Origin of the sequence: Gordonia alkanivorans NBRC 16433, assembly GCF_000225505.1 — a bacterium.
GTDB lineage: Bacteria > Actinomycetota > Actinomycetes > Mycobacteriales > Mycobacteriaceae > Gordonia > Gordonia alkanivorans.
The window spans coordinates 25766-40431 of the sequence record NZ_BACI01000077.1; the positions used below are offsets into that span (position 1 = coordinate 25766).

Annotated in this window: 15 protein-coding genes; 5 read left to right on the top strand and 10 right to left on the bottom strand. The window is 68.8% G+C overall.

Annotated features, from left to right (window positions below):
• Position 1: 1 nt before the first annotated feature.
• The 4 genes from hflX to GOALK_RS14200 are packed head-to-tail and all read right to left on the bottom strand — an operon-like array spanning position 2 to position 4101.
• On the bottom strand, positions 2-1459 hold the full coding sequence (gene hflX, locus GOALK_RS14185) for a GTPase HflX (protein ID WP_006359518.1): 1458 nt from the start codon (positions 1457-1459) through the stop codon (positions 2-4).
• A gap of 51 nt (positions 1460-1510) precedes the next feature.
• A complete protein-coding gene (dapF, locus tag GOALK_RS14190) occupies positions 1511-2413 on the bottom strand; it encodes a diaminopimelate epimerase (RefSeq protein WP_006359519.1) in 903 nt (300 codons plus the stop codon).
• Positions 2414-2452: 39 nt separating this feature from the next.
• Positions 2453-3370, bottom strand: a complete 918-nt coding sequence (gene miaA, locus GOALK_RS14195) for a tRNA (adenosine(37)-N6)-dimethylallyltransferase MiaA (protein WP_006359520.1) — start codon at positions 3368-3370, stop codon at positions 2453-2455.
• The gene (locus tag GOALK_RS14200) at positions 3367-4101 is read right to left on the bottom strand and encodes a class III extradiol ring-cleavage dioxygenase family protein (protein WP_006359521.1); all 735 of its coding nucleotides are present in this window, start codon (positions 4099-4101) and stop codon (positions 3367-3369) included. The genes miaA and GOALK_RS14200 overlap by 4 nt, the downstream gene beginning before the upstream one ends.
• A 214-nt stretch (positions 4102-4315) precedes the next feature.
• Between GOALK_RS14200 and GOALK_RS14205 the strand changes: the two genes are divergently transcribed.
• Positions 4316-5680, top strand: a complete 1365-nt coding sequence (locus tag GOALK_RS14205) for a DUF349 domain-containing protein (protein WP_187346502.1) — start codon at positions 4316-4318, stop codon at positions 5678-5680.
• A gap of 40 nt (positions 5681-5720) precedes the next feature.
• On the opposite strand, the gene GOALK_RS14210 is transcribed toward GOALK_RS14205, so the two are convergent.
• Positions 5721-6338: an Rv2732c family membrane protein gene (locus GOALK_RS14210; protein WP_006359523.1), complete on the bottom strand. Its 618-nt coding sequence runs from the start codon at positions 6336-6338 to the stop codon at positions 5721-5723.
• A gap of 43 nt (positions 6339-6381) precedes the next feature.
• Positions 6382-7962 carry a tRNA (N6-isopentenyl adenosine(37)-C2)-methylthiotransferase MiaB gene (gene miaB / locus GOALK_RS14215; RefSeq protein WP_372512871.1) on the bottom strand — a complete coding sequence of 527 codons (1581 nt, stop codon included), beginning with the start codon at positions 7960-7962 and terminating at the stop codon, positions 6382-6384.
• Between the two features lie 131 nt (positions 7963-8093).
• On the opposite strand from miaB, the gene GOALK_RS14220 reads away from it, so the two are divergent.
• From GOALK_RS14220 to GOALK_RS14235, 4 genes are read left to right on the top strand one after another with little or no spacing between them, the layout of a single operon-like run.
• Positions 8094-8822: an amino acid ABC transporter ATP-binding protein gene (locus tag GOALK_RS14220; RefSeq protein WP_196222048.1), complete on the top strand. Its 729-nt coding sequence runs from the start codon at positions 8094-8096 to the stop codon at positions 8820-8822.
• Between the two features lie 7 nt (positions 8823-8829).
• Positions 8830-9855 (top strand): glutamate ABC transporter substrate-binding protein, encoded by a 1026-nt coding sequence (locus GOALK_RS14225; protein ID WP_502876394.1) that lies wholly within the window; start codon positions 8830-8832, stop codon positions 9853-9855.
• A 12-nt stretch (positions 9856-9867) separates the two neighbouring features.
• Positions 9868-10545: an amino acid ABC transporter permease gene (locus GOALK_RS14230; protein WP_006359527.1), complete on the top strand. Its 678-nt coding sequence runs from the start codon at positions 9868-9870 to the stop codon at positions 10543-10545.
• Positions 10542-11420: an amino acid ABC transporter permease gene (locus GOALK_RS14235; protein ID WP_006359528.1), complete on the top strand. Its 879-nt coding sequence runs from the start codon at positions 10542-10544 to the stop codon at positions 11418-11420. Before GOALK_RS14230 ends, GOALK_RS14235 begins: the two co-directional genes overlap by 4 nt.
• Positions 11421-11447: 27 nt before the next feature.
• Here GOALK_RS14235 and GOALK_RS14240 read toward each other — a convergent pair whose 3' ends face one another.
• The 4 genes from GOALK_RS14240 to GOALK_RS14255 form a co-directional block, all read right to left on the bottom strand.
• Entirely contained in the window at positions 11448-11987 is a 540-nt protein-coding gene (locus tag GOALK_RS14240; RefSeq protein WP_006359529.1) for a regulatory protein RecX, read from the bottom strand.
• 20 nt (positions 11988-12007) lie between these two features.
• Positions 12008-13051 (bottom strand): recombinase RecA, encoded by a 1044-nt coding sequence (gene recA / locus GOALK_RS14245; RefSeq protein ID WP_006359530.1) that lies wholly within the window; start codon positions 13049-13051, stop codon positions 12008-12010.
• A gap of 229 nt (positions 13052-13280) precedes the next feature.
• Entirely contained in the window at positions 13281-13475 is a 195-nt protein-coding gene (locus GOALK_RS14250; protein ID WP_006359531.1) for a DUF3046 domain-containing protein, read from the bottom strand.
• On the bottom strand, positions 13466-14659 hold the full coding sequence (locus GOALK_RS14255) for a glycosyltransferase (protein ID WP_006359532.1): 1194 nt from the start codon (positions 14657-14659) through the stop codon (positions 13466-13468). The genes GOALK_RS14250 and GOALK_RS14255 overlap by 10 nt, the downstream gene beginning before the upstream one ends.
• Positions 14660-14666 lie beyond the last annotated feature (7 nt).

Here is a 14666-nt window from a genome sequence, read left to right on the forward strand (position 1 = left end):
GCTAGACCTCGAGGTCCGCGATCTCGCCCGCGAAAGCGGCCGGGACGCGGACCTTCATGGTGGTACCCGACTCGGTGTGCTCGGAGGTGAGGACCTCGCCCTCGCTGTGGATCCGGGAGACGATGTCGCCGCGGGAGAACGGCACCTCGATGGTGAGCTCGACGTCTTCGCGGCCCACGAACTCGCGGACCCGGTCGAACAGTTCGGGCAGTCCCTCGCCGGTGCGTGCCGAGACGAACACCGCGTCGGCGCCGACCGCGCCGCGCAGCTCGGTGAGCCGGTTACCGTCGATCGCGTCGATCTTGTTGATCACCAGCAGTTCCGGCGGCGCCTCCGCCTTCTCCTCGGCGACGACCTCGCTGATGACCTGACGTACCGCCGAGATCTGTTCCATCGGGAACGGATCCGATCCGTCGACCACGTGCAGGAGCAGATCGGCGTCGACGACCTCCTCCAGCGTCGACCGGAACGCCTCGACGAGCTGGGTCGGCAGGTGGCGGACGAAACCGACCGTGTCGGTGAAGACCACGGCCCGCCCGTCGTCGAGGGTGGCCCGGCGCGTCGTCGGGTCGAGGGTCGCGAACAGCGCGTCCTGGACGAGCACACCGGCGCCGGTCATCGCGTTGACCAGGCTCGACTTGCCGGCGTTGGTGTAGCCGGCGACGGTGATCGACGGGATGGCCGAACGGTTGCGCGCCGCACGCTTGGTGGTGCGCGCCTTCTTCATGTCGCGGATCTCGCGGCGCAGCTTGGCCATCCGCTCACGGATGCGCCGGCGGTCGGTCTCGATCTTGGTCTCACCGGGCCCACGCAGACCCACACCGCCGTTGCTGCCGGCACGGCCACCGGCCTGCCGGGACATCGACTCACCCCAACCACGCAGGCGCGGGAGCATGTATTCCATCTGCGCCAGCGAGACCTGCGCCTTGCCCTCTCGGGACGTGGCGTGCTGGGCGAAGATGTCGAGGATCAGGGCGGTCCGGTCGATGACCTTGACCTTGACGACCTTCTCCAGCGCGGTCAGCTGGGCGGGCGTGAGCTCACCGTCGCAGATGACGGTGTCGGCCCCGGTCGCCAGGACGATCTCGCGGAGTTCCTCGGCCTTGCCGCTACCGATGTAGGTCGCCGAGTCCGGCTTCGAACGGCGCTGTATCAACGCGTCGAGCACCTGCGAACCGGCGGTCTCCGCCAGGGCGGCGAGCTCGGCCATGTTGGCCTCGGCCGACGCGGCGCTGCCCTCGGTCCAGACACCGACGAGGACCACCTTCTCGAGGCGGAGCTGCCGGTACTCGACCTCGGTGACGTCGGTGAGTTCGGTGGAGAGCCCGGCGACGCGCTGGAGTGACGCACGCTCGGAGAGTTGGAGTTCGCCGACGGTCGGATCGTCGTCGCGGTGGGGGTCACCGGGGCGATCGTCGAGGTCCGCGTCGGACAGGATCTGTGCTGATGATTCGGTCATACGGGATCCATGGTCTCACGCCCCGCCCCCGCCGAGCACGTGATTATCGGCTCAGCGGTCCCAGCCCGGTCGCAGGACGCCGTCGGCGACCAGCATCGACGGGCCACGCAGGGTCGAGCCGTCGGTCCGGATCGTCACGGTGACCTCGCCGCCCGGGATGCCGATGCGCAGCTCGCCGGTGTCCTGGCCGCGCGCGTCGAGGGCGGCGCGCGTGGCCGCGACCAGGCCCGTTCCGCAGCTACGCGTCTCTCCGACGCCGCGTTCGAAGACCCGCATCCGCGCGTACAGACGTCCGTCGACGTCCTCGACCGGCGGGGTGAGCAGCTCGACGTTGGCCCCGTTCGGGAAGTCGTCGGCCTCGATGACCACGCCGGCGGTGAAGTCGACAGCCGCGAGGCCGTCGGCGGTGAGGTCGGCGACCACGCACGCCAGGTGCGGGTTCCCGACGTCGACCTTGACACCCGGATAGATGTCGTCGCCGATGCGCACGACCGAGGTGCCGTCGAGGCGGGCGACACCCATCTCCACGGTGACCTCGGCGTGCACGTCGTCGAAGGAGTGGATGGTCACGGGCCGGGCTCCGGCACGCGAGCCCACGGTGAAGGTGTCGGTGTCGGTGAGTCCGGTCGCGCGGACGAAGTGGGCGAAGACCCGGACGCCGTTGCCGCACATCTCGGCGATCGAGCCGTCGCCGTTGCGGTAGTCCATGAACCAGTCGTCGGCCGCGACGCCGTCCGGCAGTGCGTCGAGGACGCCGCGTTCGACGAGCGCACCCGTGCGCGCCACGCGCAGCAGACCGTCGGCACCGATGCCCCGCTGCCGGTCGCACAGTGCCGCGACCATCTCGGCGTCGAGCGACAGCTCGGCGGCCGGATCGGCGAGCACGACGAAGTCGTTCTGGGTGCCGTGGCCCTTGACGAAGCGCAGACCCGTCTGATGAGAACTCACGCGCACCAGACTACTTCTCGCGCAGAGCGTCAGGCGCCGGTGACCTCAGACAGCGGCGGCGGCGAGGGCGCGGTCGGCGAGGTCGGGGGCGGCGGCGTCGAGCCAGACGGCGCGGTGATCGCGGCGGAACCACGACCGCTGCCTGCGCACGTACCGGCGGGTGCCGATGAAGGTGAGTTCCTCGGCCTGGGCCATGTCGTACTCACCGTCGAGGGCGGCGAGCACCTGCTTGTAGCCGATCGCCTGCGAGGCCGTGCGCCCCTCCCGCAGTCCGCCGGCGCACAGGGTCTCGACCTCGTCGGGCAGCCCGGTCTCGAACATCAGCCGGGTACGACGCGCGATCCGGTCGTCGAGTTCGGCGGTCTCCCGGTCGAGCGCGAGGATCACGGTCCCCCACCGGGGTTCGCCGATCGTCGGCTGCGACGCCGCGAACGGTTGCCCGGTCAGTTCTACGACCTCCAGTGCGCGGACGATGCGCCGGCCGTCGGTGTCGAGAATCGTTGCGGCCGCGGCGGGGTCGACCGACGCCAGCAGCCGGTGCATCTCGGCGACGCCGCGTTCGGCGAGCATCTCCTCGTACCGGCCGCGGACCTCGGGGTCGGTCGCCGGGAACTGCCAGTTGTCGAGCAGCCCCTGGACGTACATCATCGAACCGCCGACGATGACCGGGACGCGACCTGCGGCGAGGAGTCGCTCCACGTCGGCGGCCGCGGCCTGCTGGTACCGGGCGACGGTGGCCACCTCGGTCACGTCGAGGACGTCGATCTGGTGGTGCGGGATGCCGCGGCGTTCGGCGACCGGGACCTTGGCCGTGCCGATGTCCATGCCGCGGTACTGCTGCATCGCGTCGATGTTGACGATCTCCCCGCCCAGCCGCTCGGCCAGGTCGAGGGCGAGGTCGGACTTCCCGCACGCGGTCGGGCCGACGACCATGATCGGCCGCAGGGCCGGTTGGTCGCTCATGAACGGTCACCGGTGACGGTCCACGTGCCGACGACGTAGCCGACCCCGAACGGGGCTTCGGCGTACCTCGTCTTCGCGACGACGCCGGAACCGGAGTGGTCGACCGCGGCGGCGGCGACCTGCCATGCGACCCGGCCGCCGACTCCCTCCGTGTCGCAGGGCGCGTCGTCGAGGTCCAGGAGGGCAGCGGTGTCGGCGGCGGCGATCGCCGCGACGATCGAGTCGTTGAGGGCAACCGCGGAATCCCGTCGGCCACCGCCCGGCGCCTTGGGGGTCAGCGCGGTCGAGCCGTCGCCGACGACCAGGAGTCCGATCCGCTCCGGCGACTTCCTCAGCCGTGCGCCGAGATCCGCACCGATGACCGCGCACTCGGCGGGCGTCGTCGCCCGGCCGACGATCGACATGCTCGTCGGTCCCAGCGCCGCCCACTCACGCAGCCAGGCTCCGATCAGGGCGGACAGACTCATCCGACGACCGGTCCGATCGCTCACGCTCACCCGGACGTCGACCCCGTACCGGGCGAAACCGCCCGACCCCGACTCCTCCACCGGTCCGGTCACCGGGTCGTCGGAGGCGCCGACCACGACCCAGCGATCGATCCCGGTCGACGCCGCGTCGGCAAGGGCATCCCGCACCGCCGATCGCACGGGTTCGGTGTCGAACGCCGACGGACCGGCCAATTCGGGTACCAGCAACGGGGCACTCGGTACGAAGACGACGGCCGCAAGCACACCACGACGCTAGTCGAACCAGACATCGCGACCGACGCCCGAACCCCGACACGGATTCCGACAACTCGCCGCGCACGCCACATGCACGCGCCTGAACTGCTTGAATGGATCCGTACTGTCGGCTGTCGACGGGGCGTTACGATGCCCCGCGAGAACCGACCCAGCGACCGGCAGCCGTGACGCGCGGCACCACTGAGCGGCAGGACATGTGCAGATGACCCACCCGACCGATCCCTCCACGGCCACCGAGGCGCCGCAGACGAGCACTCCGGTCCCGACGCCCCGCCCCAAACCCGGTCCGCGTCCCAAGCCGGGCCCACGACCCGGTCCGCACGAACCCGTCATCACGCACATCAGTGCCGGCGACCCGCACCGATACGGTCGCATCGACTCCTCCGGTGTGGTGTGGCTCAAGACCGCCGACGGCGAGCGCGAGATCGGCCAGTGGCAGGCCGGCACCGTCGAAGAGGGTCTGGCCCACTTCGCGCGCCGCTTCGACGACCTCGCCACCGAGGTCGAGATCCTCGAGGAACGTCTCAGTGCACGGTCCGGTGACCCGCGCAAGGCCCAGGCAGCCGCCAAGCACCTGCTCGACGACCTGCCCGACGCCCACGTCATCGGCGATGTCGCCGCGCTACAGCGTCGACTGGAGGCCATCGTCGGTTCCGCCGACGAGGTCGCCGAGTCGCTGCGCGCCGAGCGTGAGAAGACCCGCGCCACCGCCATCGCCCGCAAGGAGACCCTTGCCACCGAGGCCGAACAGATCGGCGCCGAGGCCACCAACTGGAAGGGTGCCGGCGATCGACTCCGCGAGATCCTCGACGAGTGGAAGACCATCAAGGGTATCGATCGCAAGACCGATGACGCCCTGTGGAAGCGCTACGCGAAGGCACGCGATGCCTTCAACCGCCGCCGTGGTGCCCACTTCGCCGAGCTCGACCGCGAGCGCGCCGGGGCCAAGGAACGCAAGGAAGCGCTGATCGCCCGCGCCGAGGAACTGTCCTCGTCGACCGACTGGGGTCCCACCTCGGCCAGGTTCCGCGAACTCCTGGGTGAGTGGAAGGCCGCCGGCCGCGCGCCCCGCGACACCGACGAGGCACTCTGGCAGCGGTTCAAGGCCGCTCAGGACGTCTTCTTCAACGCCCGCAACGCCGCGACCTCCGAACGCGACGCCGAGTTCGCGGCCAACGCGACCGCCAAGATCGCGCTGCTCGAGGCCGCCGAGAAGGCCATCGACCCGGCCGCCGACCTCGACGCGGCGCGTCGTGAGTTCCGGGCGTTCCGCCACAAGTGGGACGAGATCGGCAAGGTCCCGCGCGATCAGATGCACTCGCTGGAGGGACGCGCACGAGCGATCGAGAAGCGCATCCGCGACGCCGAGGACGCCCAGTGGCAGCGCACCGACCCGGAGGCCCAGGCGCGTGCCGCCCAGTTCGCCGACCGCGCCGCGCAGTTCGAGGAGCAGGCCCGCAAGGCTGTGGAGAAGGGCAAGGACCGTGAGGCGGCGTCGCTGCGCGAGCAGGCCGCGCAGTGGCGCGAGTGGGCCGAGGCCGCCCACAGCGCCGTCACCGACCGCTGAGCGAACCCGCTACAACGACCCGAGGACCCCGGGCCGCCGACTACTTCGGCTGTTCGGGGTCCTTGTGGTAGAGCGCCGAGGCATAGGCTTCCTGCTCGGCAGCCTGGCGGCGACGCTCGGCCTCCATCGCCAGTTGGTAGGACGAGCGCGCCCACACCACGCGTGACCAGTGGAAGGTCAGGACGAAGACCGAGATCCAGCCGAGGACCAGTCCGATGCCCACACCCGACGGAGGCTCCACGCCACCGACGCCGGGGGTGTTGCGCGACCACCAGGCGAGCATTCCGGCCACGCAGGCGATCGCACAGCCGCACAAGGCGATCCACGCCAGAATCCACCGGCGGGTCAGCAGCGCGAGCATCGAGACCACGATGCCGAAGATCGCCACCAGGTAGACGAAGATCTTCGACACGATGGTGACTCGTTCGGCTGCGGCCTCCGGCGCGAAGGACAGCACCTCGAGGCCGGTGACCGAGCCGGTGTGCGGCAGGACCAGCGACACCATGGCCAGCAATACGGCGATGGCCACGACCACCGCGCGTGCGCCGGGGTCGATCTCACCGGCGACCTTGCGCTCGGCCTTCCTCAGGTCCTGTTCGTATTCCTTCAACGCGTCCCGGTCGGAAGCGCCGGGTGTGCGGTCCGGGTTCTCGGACATGTCATCGCCTCTTCTCACGAGTGGGTCTGGTGTGGCGCGCGCTCTAGCCGCAGGAGCCGCATCCGGCGGACGCGGGTGCAGCGGCGGTGGCGGGGGTGGGTACGGGGGGACCAATCGTCGGCAGGCCGAGGCCGACTCCGACGGGGGCGGTCGTGGGCGTGCGGCTCTGCTCGTGGGCGTCGCCGGCGCGCGTGCGGCGGTGCGAGAGCACCCCGGCGTCGGCGATCAGGTGGTGCGGCGCGGCCGCGGTGACCACGGTGTGGATCACGTCGCCGGGTCGGATGCCCGCGGTGTCGCCGGGCGCGAAGTGCACCAGGCGTCCGTCCCGCGCGCGACCGGTCATCCGCCGGGTCTCGGCGGACTTGCGTCCCTCGTCGGCGACGACGAGCAGTTCCACCTCGGTGCCGGTCAGGGATTCGTTCTCGGACAGGCAGATTCGTTCCTGCAGCGCGATGAGTCGCTGGTAGCGCTCACCGACGACGTCGGCGGGCACCTGGTCGGGCATCGTCGCGGCCGGGGTTCCCGGGCGCGGCGAGTACTGGAAGGTGAAGGCGCTGGAGAACCGGGCGCGTTCCACGACGTCGAGGGTCGCTTGGAAGTCCTCCTCGGTCTCCCCCGGGAACCCGACGATGATGTCGGTGGTGATCGCCGCATGAGGCATCGCCGCGCGGACCTTGTCGAGGATGCCGAGGAACCTGGTCTGGCGGTAGCTGCGTCGCATCGCCTTCAGGATGCGGTCGGAGCCGGACTGCAGCGGCATGTGCAGCTGCGGGCACACGTTGGGGGTCTCGGCCATCGCCTCGATGACGTCGTCGGTGAACTCGGCGGGATGCGGCGAGGTGAACCGGACCCGTTCGAGTCCTTCGATGTCGCCGCAGGCACGCAGCAGTTCGGCGAAGGCGCCGCGGTTGCGCGGCTGGTCCGGATCGGCGAAGGACATGCCATAGGCGTTGACGTTCTGACCGAGCAGCGTCACCTCGACGACACCCTGGTCGACGAGTGCCCGGACCTCGGCGAGCACGTCACCGGGTCGGCGGTCGACCTCCTTGCCGCGCAGCGACGGCACGATGCAGAAGGTGCATGTGTTGTTGCAGCCCACCGACACCGACACCCAACCGGAGTAGGCCGAGTCGCGCTTGGCGGGCAGCGTCGACGGGAAGCGCTCCAGGGAGTCGAGGATCTCGACCTGCGCCTCCTCGTTGTGACGGGCACGGTCGAGCAGCGCCGGCAGCGAGCCGATGTTGTGGGTGCCGAACACGACGTCGACCCACGGCGCCTTGGCGATGACGGTGTCCTTGTCCTTCTGCGCGAGGCAACCGCCGACGGCGATCTGCATGCCGGGCCGCTGGGATTTCACCGGCGCCAGGTGCGACAGGTTGCCGTAGAGCTTGTTGTCGGCGTTCTCGCGGATGGCACACGTGTTGAACACGACCAGATCGGCGTCGTCGTCCTCGCCGGCACGCACATAACCCGCGTCCTCGAGGAGCCCGGAGATGCGTTCGGAGTCGTGGACGTTCATCTGGCAGCCGTAGGTTCGAACCTGGTAGCTGCGGGGTGCTTGATCGCCGAGGGGGCCTGGGGCTGATGCAGCCTGGTCAGGCCGATCCGACAACTCGATACTCACTCCTACCAGGGTACGGTGCCGACGCAAATCGCCGACGTTGCGTGACCGGTACCGCTCCTCGGCACGAATTTGGTTAGGGTTCTCCAATGACCGTTTCGCCGAGCAAGTCCGCGGACCCCGGGTCCCAGCCGATGATCGCGATGCGCGGGGTGCAGAAGCACTTCGGGTCGCTGCACGTCCTCAAGGACATCGACCTCGAGGTTCCCGCCGGACAGGTGGTCGTGGTCCTCGGTCCGTCCGGATCGGGCAAGTCCACTCTCTGCCGGACGATCAACCGCCTCGAACCGATCGACGAGGGTGAGATCCGGGTCGAGGGTCAGCTCCTGCCCGCCGAGGGCAAGGACCTCGCTCGACTCCGTGCCGACGTCGGCATGGTGTTCCAGTCCTTCAATCTGTTCTCCCACAAGACGATCCTCGAGAACGTCACCCTCGCACCGACGAAGGTGCGCAAGAAGTCCAAGGCCGACGCCGGCAAGCGGGCGCTGGAACTGCTCGAGCGGGTCGGCATCGCCAGCCAGAAGGACAAGTACCCCGCCCAGCTGTCCGGCGGCCAGCAACAGCGCGTCGCCATCGCCCGCTCCCTCGCCATGGATCCGAAGGTCATGTTGTTCGACGAGCCGACCTCGGCGCTCGACCCCGAGATGGTCAACGAGGTCCTCGACGTCATGGTCGCCCTGGCCAAAGAGGGCATGACGATGCTCGTGGTCACCCACGAGATGGGCTTCGCCCGCAAGGCCGCCGACCGGGTGATCTTCATGGCCGACGGCGCGATCATCGAGGACGCCGAACCCGACACCTTCTTCACCGACCCCAAGACCGACCGAGCACGCGATTTCCTCGGCAAGATCCTGGGGCACTGAGATGCGGATGAGTCAGGAAACACACCGAGTACGCCCGCAGGTGTCCCGATGGCGTGGCGCCGGACTGGTCGTCGCGGTCGGGGCACTGCTCGCCGGACTGCTGTCGGGATGTGGCAGCACCGAACCCCGCAACCTGCTCAGCTCGATCCGTGACGGAGCGGTCGTCCTGGGCGTCAAGTTCGACCAGCCCGGCCTCGGCCTGTACGAGCCGGACGGCAACGTCACCGGCTTCGACGCGTCGGTCGCCACCTACGTGGTCAACTCCATCGCGGACGACCTCGGCGTCGATCACCCGGAGATCACCTGGCGCGAGACGCCGTCGGCCCGCCGCGAGGCGATGATCGACAACGGCGAGGTCGACCTGATCGCCGCCACCTACTCGATCAACGCCAGCCGTTCCAAGAAGGTGTCGTTCGGCGGCCCCTACCTGCAGACCTACCAGGGCCTGATGGTGCGTGACGACGACAACTCGATCTCCGAGCTGGCCGACCTCGACAACGGAAAGAAGCTCTGTTCGGTCACCGGCTCGACGTCGGCGCAGAACGTGAAGGCGCAGCTGCCGACCGTGCAGCTGCAGGAGTACGACTCCTACTCGGCCTGCGTCGAGGCGCTCCGCCGCGGCAAGGTCGACGCGCTGACGACCGACGAGGCGATCCTCGCCGGCTACTCCAACTTCTGGAAGGACGAGTTCAAGCTCGTCGAGATGACGTACCTCAAGGACGCGTGCGTCAAGGACGCGCTGAAGACGGCGGGCAGCCCGTTCTCGACCGAACGCTACGGCGTGGGTGTCGCACTCGGCGACACCGCCGCGGTCGAGGCGATCAACAAGGCCCTCGACACCATGCTGACCCCGGCCGAGGGCATCGAGTCGCCCTGGAACGCCGACCTCCGCGAAGCACTCGGCAACGAGTACGTGGACGAGATCATCGCCCGCGCGGACCGTCCCGGTTCGAAGTTCCCCTACCTGCCGGACCCCGGTGACCTCGAGTTCCTCGATTCACCGTCCACGCCGTGCCCGCCCGGACTCGAGTGAGAGGAGTAATCGATGAATGACGCCTCTCTGTGGGAGAGCATGGGCCCCCAGCTGTGGCCCGCCTTCTGGGTGACCATCCAGTTGACCTTCTATTCGGCGATCGGCTCGCTGGTCTGGGGCACGATCCTCGCCGCGATGCGGGTGTCCCCCGTCCCGGTGATGCGCGCCTTCGCCGGGGTCTACGTCAACGTCGTCCGCAACACCCCGTTGACGCTCGTCGTGCTGTTCTGCGCGATCGGCCTGTACCAGAACCTGGGGCTGACCTTCGCGCCGACGATCAAGTCCAACAATTTCTGGCTCGCGGTGCTCGCGTTCGTCCTCTACACGTCGACGTTCGTCTGTGAGACGCTGCGCTCCGGCTTCAACACCGTGCCCCTCGGGCAGGCGGAGGCAGCGCGGTCGCTGGGCATGCCCTTCACCCAGGTGTTCGGGATCATCGTGCTGCCGCAGGCCATTCGAGCCGTCATCGGTCCGATGGGCAGCGTGCTGATCGCGCTGACGAAGAACACCACGGTCGCCTCGGTCATCGGCGTCGCCGAGGCCGCGGCCCTCATGAAGACCGAGATCGAGACCTTCTCCGACCAGCTGTTCGTGATCTTCGGCGTCATCGCCGTGGGCTTCATGATCATCACCCTCACCGAGGGAGCCGTCTTCGGCTACCTCGCCAAGCGACTGGCGGTGAAACGATGAGCGCCGAATCGACTGTCCTGTACGACGCCCCCGGCCCACGCGCACGAACCCGGAACCGCCTGACAGCGATCCTGTTCATCGCGATCCTCGCGGCGATCGCGATCTACGTGATCACCGTGCTCGCTGCCAACGAGCAGTTCACCGGCGAGAAGTGGAGCCCGTTCGTCACCTGGTCCACCTGGACCGGCTACATCCTGCCCGGCCTGTGGCGCACGCTCGCGGCGGCCGCCGTCTCGATCGTGCTGTCGCTGATCCTCGGTGCCGTCCTCGGCATCGGCCGGCTGTCGGATCATCTCTGGGTGCGTGCCGTCTCGAGCGTATTCGTCGAGGTGTTCCGCGCGATCCCGGTGCTGATCCTGATGGTGTTCACCTGGTTCTTGTTCGCCATCTACGGCATCTTCCCGTCGTCGATGCTGGCGTTCGCCGCCGTGGTCACCGGCCTCACGCTCTACAACGGGTCGGTGATGGCCGAGATCCTGCGCTCGGGCATCAACTCGCTGCCGAAGGGCCAGACCGAGGCGTCGATGGCGCTGGGTCTGCGGAAGAGCCAGATGATGAGGATCGTGCTGCTCCCCCAGGCGATCACCGCGATGATGCCGGCACTGATCTCGCAGATGGTGGTGGCCCTGAAGGACAGCGCGCTGGGCTACATCATCGGCTACTCGGAGGTCGTACGCAGCGGTCTGCTGTCGGCCTCGCGCTACGGCAACTACATCCCGGCGCTGATCGTGGTGGCGATCATCATGATCCTCATCAACTTCGGGCTGTCGAACCTGGCGACCTACGTCGAACGACGGCTGCGTCAGGGGCGTCGGGCGACCGAGCCCGCGGACCCGGAGAAGACCGAGCAGGCCGCGTCGGAGAACCTGCTCTGATCCGAGTGATCCCGTGACGGGGAGGCGTCAGGCGTCGTCCAACGCGCCGAGCGCCTCCCCCACCACGTCGAAGGCCAGCGACTGCGAATAACCGCGCCGCACAAGGAATGCGACCAGCCGGCGCAGCGTCTTCTCGCGCTCGGCACGATCGGCGACGACGCGTTCGACGACCGACGGCGTCAGTTTTCGCTCGACGAGTCCCGCCGCGACCCCGCGTTCGTCATCGGGATCGATGTCGGCCAGGGTCTCGGCGATGATCGACTCCGAGATCCCCTTGGTGCGCAGTTCGTGACGGAGCGCCACACGTCCCTTACCCGAGTTCAGGTGTCGGGAACGCACCCACTCCGCGGCGAAATCGGTGTCGTCGAGCAGCTGGTGCTTGTCGAGCCGTGCCATCACCTCGTCGACGGTGTCGGCGTCGAATCCCTTGCGGGTCAACCTCTCCCGCATCTCGTGCCGTGAACGCGCACGGACCCCGAGCAGCCGCAGTGCGGAGTCCCATGCACTGGGTCCCTTTTTCTGCGTCCGCTCGGGGTCCGTCCGTTCGGGGCTTGATGCCTCGTTCATATCGGATCAGGCGGGACCGATCAGAATTCGACTGGCGCCGGGGCGACGTCGTCGGCGTCGACGGTGGCGCCGACGCCGAGCTTCTCCTTGATCTTCTTCTCGATTTCGTCGCGGATGTCGAGGTTCTCGAGCAGGAACTTGCGGGCGTTCTCCTTGCCCTGGCCGAGCTGATCGCCCTCGTAGGTGAACCACGAGCCGGACTTGCGGATGAAGCCCTCGGCGACACCCATGTCGATCAGCGAGCCCTCCTTGCTGATGCCGTGACCGTAGAGGATGTCGAACTCGGCCTGCTTGAACGGCGGCGCGACCTTGTTCTTGACGACCTTCACGCGGGTGCGGTTACCGACGGCATCGGTCCCGTCCTTGAGGGTCTCGATGCGCCGGACGTCGAGGCGCACCGACGAGTAGAACTTGAGAGCCTTACCGCCCGTGGTGGTCTCGGGCGTACCGAACATGACGCCGATCTTCTCACGCAGCTGGTTGATGAAGATCGCGGTGGTCTTGGACTGGCTGAGCGCACCGGTCATCTTGCGCAGCGCCTGGCTCATCAGGCGGGCCTGCAGGCCGACGTGGCTGTCGCCCATCTCGCCCTCGATCTCGGCCTTGGGCACCAGTGCGGCCACCGAGTCGATGACCAGGATGTCCAGAGCGCCCGAACGGATCAGCATGTCGGCGATCTCGAGAGCCTGCTCACCGGTGTCGGGCTGGGACACCAGCAGCGCGTCGGTGTCGACACCGAGCTTGGCGGCGTAGTCGGGGTCGAGAGCGTGCTCGGCGTCGATGAAGGCGGCGATGCCGCCCTGGGCCTGGGCATTCGCGACGGCGTGCAGCGCCACCGTGGTCTTACCCGAGGATTCCGGACCGTAGATCTCGACGACGCGGCCGCGGGGCAGACCACCGATACCGAGGGCGACGTCGAGTGCGATCGAGCCGGTCGGGATGACCTCGATCGGCTGACGAGTCTCCTCACCGAGACGCATGACCGAACCCTTGCCGAAGTTCTTGTCGATCTGGGCGAGGGCCAGATCGAGGGCCTTCTCACGGTCTTGAGGCGCAGATGCCATCGGAGTTCTCCTCGGTTGTGAGCCGGATTTCCGGCGGGTGGTCGGTGCGGTCCGGGCGTTCATGTCTGAAAGGTATCGCGTGGGTCCGACAAGTCTTGGCGGCGCTCCCGGCGACCCATTCTTCTCCTCGGTCCCGATACTTCAGACGCGGCGGCGGCCCGTTCGGTTCCGTCTGATCACCAGAATGAACGAACAGGTGTTCGATGGCAAGTGCGACACGCGGGGCGTGTCACCACCGCTGTCGCGGCACGTCGAAGTCGCGGCAGATCGCCACCCAGACATCGCGGGGGTCGATCCCGTCGTCGATCGCCTGCGCACCGGTGCGGCCGGCGAACTCGGTGAGCACATGGTCGACGAGGATCGAATCCGCCCGTGTCACACCGAATTCGGTGCTCATCAGTTCGTTGAACTCGGTCAGGCGCACAGCCCCACCCTACGTTCGGCCACCACCACCGGGTCGACGGTGTCGGTGCCGCTCTCCCCGATCCGCTCGGCGCAGCGGGCGTGTCCGGTGTCGTCGAGGACCGCGCGGACGGCGTCGGCGACGGCGTCGACGGTGAGCGGGCGGACCCACCGGCCCGCACCCGCGCGCTGGAGACGGTTCGCCAGCTCCCACTGATCGCCGCCGCCGGGTACCGCGACCACCGGCACCCCGGCGGTCATCGCCTTGGCGAGGATGCCGTGCCCGGAGCCGCAGATGAGTACCCGGGCATGGGCCAGCACCTCGTCCTGCCGTCCCAGTCCCGCGGTGATCGGGGCGGGTACGCCGCCGCCGAAGCGGGCCAGGTCCTCGGCCGTCGGCCGGTGCAGCCCGGAGACCACCACCCGGACACGCCGTCCGAGAACCGGCTCGGACAGCGCCTCGAGCACCACACCGACCATGTCGGCGGCGCCGGTCTCGGCCGTGGACGGCGCGAGTACCACCAGCGGCTCGTCACCGGCGGGGCGGTCGAAGAGGTCGTCGGTGGGTTCCCACAGGAGTGGGCCGATCAGATGGGTGTCGGCGGGCCAGTCGGGCCGTGCCACCTCGAGGCCGGGCAGGGTCGCCACGAACCGCGCACTCGGGCCGTCGTCGGCGGCGGGCAGACCGATCGACACCCGCGCAGCGGCACGCTGCCGTTCGCCCTTGCGGATGGAGGTCGCGGTCGCGGCACGCATCAGCGCGTCCCGGACGCGACCACGAAACCCGGTTCCCGGGGCGAGACCCGAACCGATCGGCGGTAGTCCGCGGGACGGCAGGTACAGCGGATGTGGCGAGAGCTCGATCCACGGCAGGCCGTTCAGCTGCGCCGCCCATCCCCCGCAGACGGTGATGACATCGGAGACGACGAGTTCGGCGCCGGACTCGGACAGCACGGGTGCCAGCAGCTGCGCCATCCGCGCCGCACGGGCGCCGAGTTTGTCCCCGGCGTCGGCGTCGTCGTCGACATCCGTGGCCGCGAGACCCGGGAGTTCGGCGATGTCGATGCCGCGACGACGCGCGGCATCCGACCAGTTCAGTCCGGTGTAGACCGTCGCCCGGTGCCCCGCCGAGACAAAACGCTCGGCGAGGGCGAAGGCCGGAAAGGCATGTCCTGCATCAGAACCCGCGACAAGTGCGACATGCACGTGCCGC

Coding starts and splice junctions, on each gene's coding strand:
- GOALK_RS14220 (WP_196222048.1), top strand. CDS start 8,094: ATGATCGCGATGCGCGGGGTGCAGAAGCACTTCGGGTCGCTGCACGTC.
- GOALK_RS14225 (WP_502876394.1), top strand. CDS start 8,830: ATGAGTCAGGAAACACACCGAGTACGCCCGCAGGTGTCCCGATGGCGT.
- recA (WP_006359530.1), bottom strand. CDS start 13,051: ATGGCATCTGCGCCTCAAGACCGTGAGAAGGCCCTCGATCTGGCCCTC.
- hflX (WP_006359518.1), bottom strand. CDS start 1,459: ATGACCGAATCATCAGCACAGATCCTGTCCGACGCGGACCTCGACGAT.
- GOALK_RS14210 (WP_006359523.1), bottom strand. CDS start 6,338: ATGTCCGAGAACCCGGACCGCACACCCGGCGCTTCCGACCGGGACGCG.
- miaA (WP_006359520.1), bottom strand. CDS start 3,370: ATGAGCGACCAACCGGCCCTGCGGCCGATCATGGTCGTCGGCCCGACC.
- GOALK_RS14230 (WP_006359527.1), top strand. CDS start 9,868: ATGAATGACGCCTCTCTGTGGGAGAGCATGGGCCCCCAGCTGTGGCCC.
- GOALK_RS14235 (WP_006359528.1), top strand. CDS start 10,542: ATGAGCGCCGAATCGACTGTCCTGTACGACGCCCCCGGCCCACGCGCA.
- GOALK_RS14240 (WP_006359529.1), bottom strand. CDS start 11,987: ATGAACGAGGCATCAAGCCCCGAACGGACGGACCCCGAGCGGACGCAG.
- GOALK_RS14205 (WP_187346502.1), top strand. CDS start 4,316: ATGACCCACCCGACCGATCCCTCCACGGCCACCGAGGCGCCGCAGACG.